Annotated in this window: 12 protein-coding genes and 1 pseudogene; 4 read left to right on the top strand and 9 right to left on the bottom strand. The window is 67.9% G+C overall.

Annotated features, from left to right (window positions below):
- The first annotated feature begins 18 nt into the window (after positions 1-18).
- Entirely contained in the window at positions 19-579 is a 561-nt protein-coding gene (locus tag OHU34_RS40915; protein WP_142268439.1) for a sigma-70 family RNA polymerase sigma factor, read from the top strand.
- Positions 576-1,277, top strand: a complete 702-nt coding sequence (locus OHU34_RS40920) for an anti-sigma factor (RefSeq protein WP_142268438.1) — start codon at positions 576-578, stop codon at positions 1,275-1,277. The genes OHU34_RS40915 and OHU34_RS40920 overlap by 4 nt, the downstream gene beginning before the upstream one ends.
- A gap of 94 nt (positions 1,278-1,371) precedes the next feature.
- Here the strand turns inward: OHU34_RS40920 and OHU34_RS40925 are convergent, their stop codons facing one another.
- Positions 1,372-1,665, bottom strand: coding sequence for a hypothetical protein (locus OHU34_RS40925; protein ID WP_142268437.1), 294 nt, complete (start codon positions 1,663-1,665; stop codon positions 1,372-1,374).
- 41 nt (positions 1,666-1,706) lie between these two features.
- Complete coding sequence (locus tag OHU34_RS40930; protein ID WP_405771392.1) at positions 1,707-2,315, bottom strand: sigma-70 family RNA polymerase sigma factor; 609 nt, start codon at positions 2,313-2,315, stop codon at positions 1,707-1,709.
- 1,376 nt (positions 2,316-3,691) lie between these two features.
- On the opposite strand from OHU34_RS40930, the pseudogene OHU34_RS40935 reads away from it, so the two are divergent.
- Positions 3,692-3,847: pseudogene (locus tag OHU34_RS40935) on the top strand (peptidase E); the annotation flags it as partial.
- A gap of 94 nt (positions 3,848-3,941) precedes the next feature.
- Here the strand turns inward: OHU34_RS40935 and OHU34_RS40940 are convergent.
- Complete coding sequence (locus OHU34_RS40940; RefSeq protein WP_405771394.1) at positions 3,942-4,457, bottom strand: hypothetical protein; 516 nt, start codon at positions 4,455-4,457, stop codon at positions 3,942-3,944.
- 1,518 nt (positions 4,458-5,975) lie between these two features.
- On the opposite strand from OHU34_RS40940, the gene OHU34_RS40945 reads away from it, so the two are divergent.
- Positions 5,976-6,548, top strand: a complete 573-nt coding sequence (locus tag OHU34_RS40945) for a hypothetical protein (RefSeq protein WP_405771396.1) — start codon at positions 5,976-5,978, stop codon at positions 6,546-6,548.
- A 117-nt stretch (positions 6,549-6,665) separates the two neighbouring features.
- Here the strand turns inward: OHU34_RS40945 and OHU34_RS40950 are convergent, their stop codons facing one another.
- The 6 genes from OHU34_RS40950 to OHU34_RS40975 form a co-directional block, all read right to left on the bottom strand.
- Positions 6,666-8,012: a hypothetical protein gene (locus OHU34_RS40950; RefSeq protein WP_142268435.1), complete on the bottom strand. Its 1,347-nt coding sequence runs from the start codon at positions 8,010-8,012 to the stop codon at positions 6,666-6,668.
- A 421-nt stretch (positions 8,013-8,433) separates the two neighbouring features.
- Positions 8,434-8,682 (bottom strand): BTAD domain-containing putative transcriptional regulator, encoded by a 249-nt coding sequence (locus tag OHU34_RS40955; RefSeq protein WP_405771399.1) that lies wholly within the window; start codon positions 8,680-8,682, stop codon positions 8,434-8,436.
- A 99-nt stretch (positions 8,683-8,781) separates the two neighbouring features.
- Positions 8,782-9,801 carry a trypsin-like serine peptidase gene (locus OHU34_RS40960; RefSeq protein ID WP_405771402.1) on the bottom strand — a complete coding sequence of 340 codons (1,020 nt, stop codon included), beginning with the start codon at positions 9,799-9,801 and terminating at the stop codon, positions 8,782-8,784.
- 205 nt (positions 9,802-10,006) lie between these two features.
- Entirely contained in the window at positions 10,007-11,002 is a 996-nt protein-coding gene (locus OHU34_RS40965) for a hypothetical protein (RefSeq protein WP_405771405.1), read from the bottom strand.
- 245 nt (positions 11,003-11,247) lie between these two features.
- Complete coding sequence (locus tag OHU34_RS40970; protein WP_235034678.1) at positions 11,248-12,300, bottom strand: M23 family metallopeptidase; 1,053 nt, start codon at positions 12,298-12,300, stop codon at positions 11,248-11,250.
- 22 nt (positions 12,301-12,322) lie between these two features.
- The gene (locus tag OHU34_RS40975) at positions 12,323-13,102 is read right to left on the bottom strand and encodes a hypothetical protein (protein WP_142268432.1); all 780 of its coding nucleotides are present in this window, start codon (positions 13,100-13,102) and stop codon (positions 12,323-12,325) included.
- Positions 13,103-13,148: the final 46 nt, after the last annotated feature.

Here is a 13,148-nt window from a genome sequence, read left to right on the forward strand (position 1 = left end):
ACACATGGGAGACAGTGAATGGCGATTCTGCGGCCGCGTGCCACAAAAGCCACAAGTCACGAAGCGGTCATCAGGGCTCTCTACGCGGAGCACGGCAAAGCCCTGCTGGCGTACGCGACACGCCTGACGGGTGACCGGCTGATCGCGGAGGACGTGGTCCAGGAGACGCTGATCCGTGCGTGGCGTCACCCCGAGGTGGTATCCGATCCCCAGGGGTCGCTGCGGGGCTGGCTGATCACGGTGACGCGCAACCTCGTGGCGGACCGCTACCGGGCGAAGGCCGCCCGTCCGACGGAGGTGGGGGAGAGCCTGGCGACGGTGCCGGTCCAGCAGGACCACGCGGAGAACGTCGTCGAGTCGGTCGTCCTGATGGAGGCCCTCGCCCAACTCAAGCCCGACCAGAGAAACGTGTTGATGGAGGTCTACTATCACGGGCGCAGCGCCGCCGAGGCCGCGGTACGACTCGGTATCCCCGAAGGTACCGTCAAGTCCCGTGCGCATCATGCGCTGAAGGCTCTCCGCAAGGTGTATGTGGGCAGGCCCGGCAGTGACGTTCAGCTTCGAAAGGTGGCAGTGTGACCACGCAGGAGCACTCCCATGACGGACTCCTCGGCGCCCACGCGCTGGGCCTCCTCGACGCCGACGAGCGATCCCGGCTTGAGGAACAGATCGAGGCGTGCGAGGTATGCCGAGTGGAGCTGGCTGATCTGAGGGCACTGGAGGCCGAACTCGGCGAGGTGCCGCCCGAGTTCTTCCTCGAAGGCCCGCCGGAGGACGGCGAGCTGCTGCTCCGGCGCACGCTGCGGCAGGCGCGTGAGGAGGAGGCCGTGAGCCGGTGGCGCAGGGGCGTCGTAGTCGGTCTCGCCGCTGCCGCGCTGGCCGGAGTGCTGCTCGGCGGCGGGTATGTCGCGGGCCAGGCGCACACTGCCCCCGACACTCTCGCCTCCCGGTCCGCCGAGGGCGAGGTGTGGACGGGTTCCGCGACGGACTCGGCGACCCGGGCGACGATGAAGGTGAGCCTGACACCGGCCACGGGCTGGGTCCGGGTCGATGCGACGGTCGGCGGACTCCGGCCCGGTGAGAAGTGCCGGCTGGTCGTCCTGTCGACGTCGGGCGAGCGCGAGATCGCGGGCAGCTGGGTGGTCGGAGACCAGCAACAGACGGCGCAGGGCGACGGCCTGGACCTCTCCGGCTCCGCGGCCGTGCCCATGGACCAGGTGAAATCCGTGACCGTGGAGAACGACCAGGGGAAACGGTACGTCGAGGTGGCGGTCTGAGCGCAGGGGTGACTCTGACTCAGGAACGCAGGCTCGGCCTGGCCCGTGCTTTCGGGGCCAGGCCGCGGTCGGTTCGCCGGTCGGAGGGGGCCGCTCAGCGGTCCGTGGCGTCGGTCATCAGCCCGCGGTGCGCGGCGATCCGCTCCCTGAGAACGAGCGAGGCCATCTGCGTCGACCGACGGAGCATGAACTGCTCCTCGGCCTGTCGCAGCACATCCGAGACCAGGACGACGCGTTCGCGGCTCCGCACCGCGTGTCGGACCGCGGCCTCGGCGGCGGCCCGGGCCCGCCGCCAGTCGTGCACCGAGGCGGCGCCGGTGAGGCGGTTTTCCCGAAAGACGGCCACGCGGCGGCGGAGCAGCAGTTCCACAAGTTCAGTCCATTGCATGCGGTACATATGAGAACCGACGGTTTCGGAGGCGATTCGAGTCATCGTGGTGCGCACCTTTTTCGCACTGCCGTACTCACCTCGTCGGCGAGTCTCGATCTGAGGGCATTGAGCGCGTAATGGTGCCGGGATTTCACGGTACCGACCGGTATGCCGATCAGATCGGCCGTTTCCCGCACACTGTGCTCAAGGACATAGAGATGCAGCACGACTTCCCGGTGTTCGGGGGAGAGGCCGTGCAGGAGCGCGAGGGTCTGCAGGGAGGTGGCGACGGATTCGGCGTGATCCGGCAGCGTCGTCTCCCGATGGTCCGCCCCGAGCATTTCGCCCGCCCCGACCACCTCGTTGCGCGCCATGGAACTGCGTGACCGGTCGATGATCAGGTTACGGGTCACCGTCAGCAGCCAGCCGCGGATGGAGCCAGCAGTGGAACAGAGCCGCTCCGTGTGCGGCCAGGCCCGGATGAACGCTTCCTGGGCGATGTCCTCCGCCAGATGCCGGTCCCGGAGAATCCTCTCCGCGTAGGCGATGACGGCGGGGGAGTGCTCGGCCATGAGGGCGTTCAGCAGGCCGGCGCAGAGGGCGGGGTTTTCGAGGGCCGTGTGAGGCGTATTCATCGTAATCGGGTCTCTGGTGCGGAACGTCGGCACCCGCCGAGTTCGCCGGTGCCATTGCCCGATCAAGGCAACCAGCCGCCTGTATACGTCCCGTTGACGATGTGTCTATGGATCGTGCACGCCCCGTGCTGTGCGCGAGGAAGAACGTGGTCCCGGCGTCCCGGCGAGGCCGATGCCAAAATATTCGTGACGGGATGAACCCTGAGCGGAGTACCACCGTAGAACCGAGTGGTAAATAGGCTGGATGAAACTCGGAGAGACGGTCCCTCATGCATTCTGAGGAAAGAGCAAAAATCGTGGCGAGCCTCGCCAAATTCTATGACTATGTGGTCGAGAAGGGAGGTAAGGACGTTCCCGACAGCAGAGTGGCCGCGGTTATCTCAGAGGCTGCCCTCATCGACTTCGCAACGACCTCCCGCTTCCTGGGGGAGGCCAAGCAGCTTGCGGAGAAGACGCTCGACTCGGTCATCGGCGTGCACCGCGAGAGGATCCTGATGGCCGAGTACTACGCGCAGAATCCACCGTCACCGGCAGAGAGGGCGGAAGCGGACGGCTACAAGCGGTACGCCGCTCACTATCGCATCGGTCTGGACCGTGGGCGTGACGTCTGTTTCGGTGTCAAGAGCCCTGCCGCGTCGTACCCGACGGCTGTCGACCTGGAGCGCCTGCACGATTCGCGGTACAGCCAGTACCTGACCCTGGGGGACACGGAGTTCGCCCAGCCCGACAAGTTGGCCGATCACATTCCGCAACTGGCCGCCCCACGGCCCCAGGCACCCCCGCCTGTTCCGCCGGTCCATTCGCAGGTGCGGCCTGCTGCGCCGGCTCACCCGCAGGCGCGGCCTGCTGCGCCGGTCCATCCGCAGTGCCCCCCGGGCTACCTCCCTCTCAGCCACTACGCGCCCTACGGCGGCTCGCTCCCGGCCTTCGTACCCGCGCGGTCGGCTCCGGGGGTTCACCCCTCCAGCGTGGCCTATGCGGCGGGGGTACACCCGCGCCCCTCCGGCGTGGCCTACGCGGCCTACGGTGCCCCGGGCGCCGCTGCCGCACCCGCCGCCTGGCATCCCGCCACCGCGGCCTTGCATCCCCCGGTGAGTCATGGGCATGGGTACGGGGCCCACCTGCCCGCAGGTGGCCGTGCCCCGCACTCGGGTGTTCCCCAACCGCACTTTCCCCACCCGGGAGTTCCCTCACCGGGCGGGGCCTACGGCGGCGTATACCGGGCGCCCGCACCGAACCAGCGCCATGGAACCTGCCCGGGCCAGTAGCCCGCTTCCAGCCCTGCGAACCATCACGCCCTCCGCCCGGGACGAACGGATCAGGCCGCTGCCTGGAGCGCGTCGTCGTCCGAGCGGAGGGCGATGACGATCCAGAGCCATCACAGGTCCGACGGATCCCGGGTTCGTTGCGCGCCGGACTTCCCCGAGCGGGACGAAGCCCGGGCCGACCGCATCGCCGCGCGGGCGGACTTGCCGATCTACTTCACCGACCACGAGACGGCCGTCCGCGTCAGGGACGGCAAGGTGGATGTCCTTTCCGAAGGCCGGTGGCGCTTCCATCCGTGACCGAGGTCGTGACCCTGGTGACCGGCGTGCAGCTGAGCCGCGCTACGAGCCCCGGGCTGTCCGTGCCCTGACATGGGGAGCTCGGCGCTCCCGGTCACGTGCTTCTACGGCGCCCCTGGCCTTGGGCCGGGGTCGTGGCAGGCCGGGTGGCCGAGTCCCGCGAGGCGTCGACGGCGGAGGGGGCGACCCGATCCGTGCCGTTGGCGCGCAGTGCGGCGGAGGACGCCACCTGCGCGCTCGTCGCCGGTCCCACCTGGGAAATCGCGGAACGGACGGGACTGTCGAGCTGCTGTGACCGGGCCCGGTCCATCACCACCGACTGTGTCCGTACCGGGTTCGTGTCCCGAAGGGGAGCCGGAGTGACGCTTGCCCGGTCCCTCGTCGCCTGGGCGTGGCTCTGCGCGGGACTCTGGGCCGCGCGTTTTTCCGCGGACCGCTCCAGGTAGACGCGCGCCCCGGCACCGGCCGCGGCGCCCAGCCCCGCGCCGACCACGAGCCCCGCGAAGCCGCCGACGGAGGCACCGGCGACCGCGCCGATCAACGCGCCCACCACCACATGCGGATTCTCGCGGGTGAACTGCACGACATCGCTCACGAGGGTCTTCGCCATCCGCCATCCGCGCTTCGCCAGATCGAGCAGGCGCCCGGCGGCGGCGGACGCACTGCCGCGAGCCGGTTGCGGGAGCGCGGTGGCCGTGACCGTGGGTGCTGGTGCTGGTGCTGGTGCTGGTGCTGGTGCTGGTGCCGGGTACGACGGGGCCGGGGCGGCGCGGGCCGGGGAGTCGAATTCCTCGTGGAACCGGCTGCCCGAGTGGAACACGGCGTTGGGCGTGGGCACGGGCGAGGGCCCGGCTTGGGGAGGCGCCTCGAGGTGGGGTACTTCCGACAACGCGGCCGGAGAGTCCACACGATGGAGAGCAGGATCGTCCACGACCGCGCGCTTCTCCTCGGGTGTGGGCCAGTAGTGGAACCCGCTCATCCAAACCCGCTCCAGTTCCGGATAGGGCGCCGCGTAAGTTCGCCGGCCGTTCGTGGCGTCACTGTCGGGGTGAGGGGAATCTGGCATCTCGGTCCTCCGTCGATGAATGCGTTTCGCTGCGGGCTTCGGCGAAATTGAGGGATTCTTGGTCGGTATTGTCGAGCGCCCTCACGGGTGGCTACGTTCCGCCATGTGATCCAGTTCAACCAGGTTTTCCGGGACGGCACTCGGGCTCTTCCCTCCGACCGCCGACCCGTCCACGCCTCCGCCCGCCAGAGCCGGTAGCGGGGCCGGGAGGAAGTGGAGGCCGGATCGATATGTACTGATCACCCCGGCGCCACTCGACGAATCGGCCGCCGCCCGCCGCCCGCCGCCCGCCGCCCGCCGCCCGCCGCCCGCCGTGCGATGGGACGCGAATCTCGTCTCGTCCGCGGAAAGCGGCGGATGGACATCCCGCGCCATCCTGCGCTGCGGTTCGATGGGCTGCAGCACCCGCTTCGCGCGCTGCGGTTGCAGGCTCTCCAGACGGATGCGATGCGGCGTAGGGGACGAGGGGCGCGGCGGCGAGCCAGGCGGGAGCGGGCACCGGGTATCGCACGGCAGGGGCCTTCGGCGGAATGGGGGCCGGCGGCGGGGCCGCCATCGGTCCTGTCCTGCCGGCGCTGGACAACGGCCTGATGGCGCAGCGCCAGATCCTGCTGGATCTGATCTAGGGTCCGCGGATCCGGCTGGGCGGGAACCCCGTAGGGGTAGCCGTAGTCCCAGGAATTCCCGTACATGGGCTGAGCCCCCTCTCTCCTTGCCGCGCGGGCGCGGAAGCCGTCGCGATCACTGCTACTACGCGGAACCGGCGCCCGGGGTTCATGCGAGGAGGGAGCGGCAGGGGATCTGGAAAAAATCGGCGCAACGTTGAACCCGGAAAGCGCGGTGCGCGTTACTGCTTACGTCGGTCAAGATTCGAACTCATCGAACCAAGGCGCAGCCAAGCCCGGCATTGGACTTCGTTCGGAGTTTCCGAACCGTCGTCGAGTCAGGCGGGCCCTGATAGCCGCACAGCTCTTTGCGGCGCGAGTATCGCCTACGGTTCCACGGACAGGAGAGAAGGACATCATGTATCGAAATGGAAACCCTCCCAGGAGCCTTGCTGAATTGCAGGGAGACCTGTATGCGATCCAGCAGGAGTATGCCCAGAATCAGCAGCAGGCCAACAACCCCTTGAATGTCTGGGCTGTTCGTCTGGCTCATGCCGTCCAGGCGCATCGGACTCACGTGGCTCCCTCTGCTGTACTTGCGGAACGCCTTGCGACCCACATGGGCATACCGAACAATGCGCAGCGAGCGACTGAGGTGGCAAATATTGCCGCCCAGCTGAACCAGCAGGGGTGGGTTGAAATGGCGGCCCTCGACACCGTCACCGGCTCGGTCAACAACGGGGCCAATGTGAGGAATATTCCCAATGCCAACAGGCAGTTTACTGGGCGGGCAATCAATGCCTCTGCGGCGACGATTCAGAACAATCGACTGAGGGAGGAGCAAATGGCGGCTCAGGTGAACAGTATCCAAGAAATCCAAAGTCAGATCCAGAAGCTCCTGGCACCTGCCGCGCATCATGCGCTGAACGGCAACGGGCGTTACGGTCCCGGTCCCGGTTCCGCGGGTGCAGCGGCCGGGGGCTCTGCTTACGTCGCGCCCGCCGCCCAGGCCGGCGGGCGCGCCAGGTAGCCGATGTTGCCAGGCGCTCACAAGGCGTGGTGCGCGTGACCGGTCCCGGTGGTGGGCGGCGAGAAGCCGTCCACCACCGGGACCGAGTGGCTTGCGGCCCCTTACCGCGTCGGCAGCCTACGATCCCGCGGTTCGGGTCTTCCTGGTCGCGGCGGCGCTGTCTGCCCAGGGGGCCGTGAGCTGGGGTTGCGGTGTCGTGGGGGCGGGTCCGGTGCCGTGGGCGTGGAGGCGGGCCGCTTCGGCGATGCTCTGCGCCGCCGCGGGCCGAGCCGACGGACGGGACGGGGGAGCCGGGCGGCTTGCGAGGGTGTGCGCCTCGCGAGTCAGTCCTGCGATCCACGCTTCATCGCTCAAGTCGGTCACGAAGTTCCCTATCTTCGCGCGCAGGGATTGTTCCCTTTCCGTGGTGCCCTTCCTTCGGAACCAGGGAGCCGCGGGCGTGTTCTTCTCTGCCGCGACCTGCTGGGCGTCGAAGTCGGCCATGACGCGAAGGGTGCCTTCGTGATCGTGCCGGATGCGCGCGGCCGTTCTCGCCAAGTGCCGCGCGTCGCCCACCCCTTGCAGTGATTTCACATCGAGCTCCGCCTGCAGTCTCAGCATGGAGAAAGAGGACGTGCGGAGTAGGTCGGGTCTGCTCGAGCTCAGCCGGCCGACGTAGTCCCTCTCCACTCGTCGGAGCTTGTCCAGACGGTCCTCCACCGTGCGCAGGTAGTGTCGCGCCACGTACCGCCACTCCTCACCCGGTTCGAATCGGACCGGGCGGCTTGTCGTCGAACGGGTTCGGACGTCGTCGTAGTTCTCGAAGCCTGCATGGTTCTCCTGGCTGATGAACTCCCAGCCCTGTCCTCCACGCCAGAGCAGGTTGGTCGACTCGGGGATCGCATTCAGTCCCAGGCTCTGGTACTCGCCGTCCCCGAACCAGTCGACCGGCATCGCCTCCGACCGGAATCGCTCCGCCGCCGCCCGGTTCGACGAAGGGGACTGGTAATGCCACGCGGTGAAGTCGTCCCGTCCGTCCTCCTTGGTGACGGCGAGGGCGCATCCGTTCATCGCGGCCGTGAAGACGAAGTCGCTGCGGAAATCCGCCGACGACACCATGGGTACGACGGTATGGCCCACGTTCTGTTTCGGGTTCGCAGAGCTTCCCTGCAGATAGGGGATGTAGTGCGCCTGGATGTAATGCTCGGAGGGGCCGACCGGGGGCAGGGAACGCCCCTGGAGCAGGGTTACCAGAGCCGGGTCGGAAGGGAAGGCCTCGGCGTACTTCTCCACCGCCGGTGTCAGTACGTAAGCCGTGCTTTCGGGCCTGCTCCCCGGCGCCGATTGGGGTGCCGAATGCGGTGTCAGGGTGAACCAGTGCCGGTCCTGCTTGTCCATCCAGCGCAGAAAGGCCGCATGGTCCACACTCCTGGTCGCCTCGGGACTCCTGGCGCGCATACCGTCCGCCATGCGCAGCAGCACCACGTTGCTCCGCAGGAACTCCTTCGGAGCGGCGACGAACTCCCGGACCGCTCGTCCGTCGTCTCCGTTCCGGAAACCGTAGGTGTCATCTCGTTCGCTTGCGGTTGTCATGGTCGGCAGGCCTGTTCGCGTCGACTACCCATTTCCCGGTACGACGGTTGCATGGCCCTCGACGTTCACCACAGTCGACGAGTCTCGCCCGGCATACGAGTCTCGCCTGGCATACGGGACTCGCTCCCGCCGGCCGCTCATCACTGCCGTCGCGACACCGTGCAGGTCAGAAGCTGTTCGCGGTCACCTCTTGGACCTTGCTCCGGATGAGCACCGCCTTGCATGGCCCAGCGTGTCGAGGATCCCCACCGCCTCACGTCACACGCGTGCCGCGTCTTCTCGACGGCCCAAGTGCAGGCAGATGTCGCCGAGTTCAGCGAGGCGGGTCGGTTCCCGGATCCCGGTAGGTGGCGAGGACGGCGGCCTGACGTCCCGACCGGTAGAGGGCGAGCATCAGCATCTCCCGCAAACGCTCATCGAGCGGATGCTTGCCCACCAGGCCGCTGAGCCTGCCGACCGCCAGGGTGTGGGAGCCAAGCTCGATCTCGGCTCGCATGAGCAGCAGTTCGGCGGACAGGCTGATCGTCCAGGCCGTGCCGCCGGGCGTCGGCGTAGGCGCCACGGACCCCCGACACGGCGGATCCCTGCCACAGGCCGAGTGCCTCGCGCAGGTGCTCGCCGTGAGGGACGGTTCCGGTGAGCGCACACCCGGGAGAGCGGTTCAGCCCGCCCCGGCCTCCGCGCCCGCGCCGATGGTGCCGAGCAACTCCCGCCCCTCGGCGCCCAGTCGCGGCCCCGCGAGCCACTGGGCGTCGTTCGGGCCGACCGAGGTGTTGCTGACCAGCTCCAGCACACCGTCGTCTCGTGCCATGAACCAACCACCTCCCGACGCGCCGCCGTTCATCGTGCAGCCGATCCGGTAGAGGGTGGGATCGTCGGTGGCGATGGACAGTCTGCCGGGCCGGTCCTGGCACGAGAACAGCAGGTTGCCGTCGAAGGGCGCCTCCGCCGGGTAACCCCAGATCTTGAGGACGGGTATCCCGGTGATGGCCGGCGCGTCGAACGCGACGGGGATCGCGTACCCGATCGCCTCCTCCAGGGACGCCGACGGATCTCCCGAGCGGCGGACGTGCAGGACCGCGTAGTCGAAGGCCGCGCCCGCCCCGCCGACCTCCTCGCCCTCGCGCGCCCATCCGGTGGAGACACCCGCCCGGTCGGCCCACCAGACACCCAGCGGAGAGATCTCCCGGGTATCCGTGGCGGTGGCGCTCACTCCGGACAGCGCCTCGTTGTTGTACGACGGAACGAACACGATGTTGCGGTACCAGACGCCGGTGCGGCCGGTGTGCACACAGTGGCCCGCGGTCCACACCAGGCTCGACGCGCCGGGGTCCTGGGGATCCGAGACCGCGGTCCCGGAACAGACGCGGGGGCCTTCGGGGGTGTCGAAGAACACCTTTCCCAGTACGGCCGCGTTCTCGACGTAGGGCGCCTTCTCCGGCCGCGCGGGAACCGCTTTCGGCTCCGGGTCGGAGACGCGCGAGTCGATTTCGGTCCCGTCCGGCATCGCCATGTCGTAAGGGGCCGCCTCGGACATGTCCGACGACGACCAGGGCTCCGGTTCGGTGAATTCCCCGACCACGTCCGATGCCGGCCCCGACGCCGAATCCGGCGGGCTCTGGCAGCCGGACACCGTGAGCAGCAGGGCGGCCGTCACACCCAGCAGGATTCCGCACGGCATACGTCCTCCGCCTTTCCGCCGATTCATCTCGTCCGCCCTCACTGGTCGCAGCCCTTTCGTGTGTCGTAAAGCCGCCCATCGGCCATGAGCCGGTGATCTCCGCCTCTGCCCGACCGGGCGCGGCCACCTCTGTCGTGGGGAGGGAATCTCGACAGAGGTGGCCTGCTGTGTGGGAAGCGCCCGCGGGGAGGCGGTTTTCGGGTGGTTACCGGGTGCTGGAGGCGAACTCACCGATGAAGACGGAGCGGGTCTTGTTGTCGAAGTTCTGCGCGGCGAGGTTCGCGGACACGCCACGCTCCAGCAGGAGGGACTTGCCGGTGCAGTCGGGGCCGTCCCACAGCTTGATCGGCTTGCCGACCGACTTGTCGTCGTCCGGGCTGATCGCGGAGATGGCGCCGCCCAGGGATACGTTCTTGCAGCCTCGCCCGGAGACGGTGCCGGCGGCGCTCTCGGAGTCGTTGGGGTCGTCGACGAACTTGTAGAGACCGTCCGTGGAGCGTTCGACCAGCTCCGTGCTCTTCGTTCCGCCCCCGGCCGAGCCGCTACCGCCGGTGCCACCGCCGTTCCCCGACTCCTCGATCTCGGGCTCGGCCACATCTCCGCCGCCCTCGCCGGCCCGCTGGCCATCGGGTGTCACACCGAACCAGGTGCCGCCCACGCCCTGGCCGTTGGTGTCACCGGGCGCCAGGTCCTTGCTGAACAGGTACAGCGGCGCCTTGCCCAGGGTCAGCTGGAAGCCCTTGCCCCGCCTGATGAAGCCGACGTCCTCCTTCTTGATGCCGTCGATGAAGACCTTGCCGCCCGGCTTGACGAGATACGGCGGCCAGGTCTTCTCGCACGCGTCGAAGCAGTTGGACTTCGACGGCTCGTCCTTGTCGAACCGGTAGAGCACGAAACCGGCGGCGTTCGTCACCACGGGATCCAGATCGCCCGCGGCGGCGGCCGAAAGCTGGACCCAGTTGCGAGTGACCGGGCTGGACTGCTGGGACTGCTTGGCGGGGGCCGCGTTCGCGGCGAAATCGCCGGTGCTCAGATCGGCCTTGTTCTGCTCTGCCGTGCCGTCCTTGAAACTGACCTCGTCCGCCGGGATCGTCGTTTCCGAATCCAGCGCGTCCTTTTCGTCCCCACCGCCGCAAGCGGTGAGAAGAAGAGCACCGGTCATGACGGTAGCCGCGACAGTGGCGATGCGAGTGCGATGCATGGGAGACCCCCGTAAGAAGGTGGTGATGCCGTTCTGGTCGCTCCAGATCGGTTGACATCCGCAACACGGCTGCGGGCTCGTGGGGAGTTCTAAGAAACGGTGTGCGTTATGCAAACGTGATCGGCCGTATTCGCTTCCGTCCGCGTGGCAAACACGTGTGCCCCGCCGCGCTGTGTCACCCCACTGCTGGGCAGTGGGGGAACACGGCGCGACGGGGTGAGGAGGCGGTGGCGAGTGGGGGACGGTCAGAGGTGTATGCCGAAGCTCGCCAGATAGGCGACCGGGTCGACGTCGGAGCCGAAGACCGGTTCGGTCCGAACTTCGAAGTGGAGATGAGGTCCGGTCACATTGCCGGTGGCTCCGGACAGCCCGATCTGCTGCCCGGCGGCGACGGTCGTCCCGCGCTCCACCTCCAGCCGCGAGAGATGGGCGTACAGGCTGTACTCGTGCTCGGAGTGCCGGATCAGTAGGTAGTGGCCGTAGCCGGCGTCGGTGGCCGACATCAGCACCGCCCCCGCCCGCACCGCCACCACCGGAGTGCCGACCGGTACCGCCAGATCGACACCGGTGTGATGACCCGTGGACCAGGTCCCCGCCTGCGCATAGGCGGCGGTGATCACATACCCCTGGACCGGTGCGGACGCCGTACCGGCCGCCCGGCCCGTCCCCGAACCCGCGCCCTGGCGCCGCTGCTCGCCCGGTAAGGGCCCGGGGGTCGCCACGTCCGGCTGCTCCGTGCCCTCTTCCTCCTCCGGTGGTGCCGCGACCGACTCCGCGTCCGGGTCGTCGCCCGGGTCCTCGCCCGTGTCCTTGTCCCCTGTCAGCTCCGGAGCCAGGATCACTCCTCCGTCGGGCTGCTCCTCGGCGTCCGCCGGCGGCATCACACTCGCGGTCGGAAACGCGGGGAACGTGGTGACGGTCGACGGCGGAGGCACGTCGCCGGCGACGGCCCGATCCCCGCCCGACAGTGCGAACGCCGCGACCGAGCCGGCGACCAGGAGAAACGCTACGGCCAGCACCGCCAGGGCTTTGTTGTCGAGTCCGAGCCGGCGATGGAGAGGGGGACGGGACAGTCGCGGCACATGGGAGGAGAAGGGGCTGCTCGGAGCCCGCGTGGCCCGTGATACACCGAAGCGTGCCCGAAAGCGTGAGCCGCTCGTTTCACCGAACTCCGCGTCGGCGAGGAAATCCTGGTCCGGGTCGGGGCCCGGCTCTTCGTCGCTGCCGTGCCCGAGGGCGGCATCGGACGCCGTTTCGGGGACGAGATCGGGCCGGATCGGCTGTTTGAAGTATTCCACGGGAATCTCCGGAAGCCGCGGCTCAGTTCGGATACTGCGGTGCGACGTTGTCGCTCGCCTCGGGCTGCCAGGAGGAGATCTTCTCGTCGATCCCGTTGTTCGGACCTTCCGGGTTCAGATTCGGCAGATACGTCCGCGAGGGCATCTTGATGGCCGCGCCCCGGAAGTTCTTGTCGGCGTAGAACACGAGGTCGAGATCGCTGAGGTTCTGGATCGAGCTGATCTTGTCGTTGAGTTTGATCTCCGACTTGGAGACGGAAAGGTCTTCGCACTCACCGCGGAGTTCCGGCTCCGTGCAGACGCTGATCACGGCCCGCTCCGCCGCGCGTCCCGCCACCTGCGGCTGCCACGAACTGATCTTGTCGTTCATCTCGATCGGAGACTGCGGGGTGCTGAGGTTGTCGATCGACTCATGCGGCTTGAGCGTGATGGAGGCGCCGGTGAAGTCGTCGTCGGCGTAGAACGTCATGCTGAAGTTGTTGGGGTTCTTGATCGAGCTGATGCTGTCGTTGTCCGAACCGAGCGCGGTGATGCCTATTGACTTGCTCTCGCATTCCTTGAAGCCGGTGTGCGTGCAGACCTCGACCTTGAACTCGCCCTGCGGGTTCGGATTGTCATCGAAGACCGGAAGGGGAATCGGCTGCTCCGAAATCTTGCGCTGCTCGCCGCTGAGCGCCGTCAGATCGGACTTCTCCGAGGACTTGTCGGTGTCCTGATCGGAATTCTCCGATCCGCAAGCCATGAGGCCGAAGGAAGCCGCCAGGAGGGCCGCCGTGTACGCTGCCAATCGGACCTGGGTCATTTTGTTTTCCTCAAGTATGTCGAGTTCGAATTCCTGGATGAAGTCA

It is taken from the genome of Streptomyces sp. NBC_00080 (genome assembly GCF_045041255.1).
GTDB lineage: Bacteria > Actinomycetota > Actinomycetes > Streptomycetales > Streptomycetaceae > Streptomyces > Streptomyces coriariae.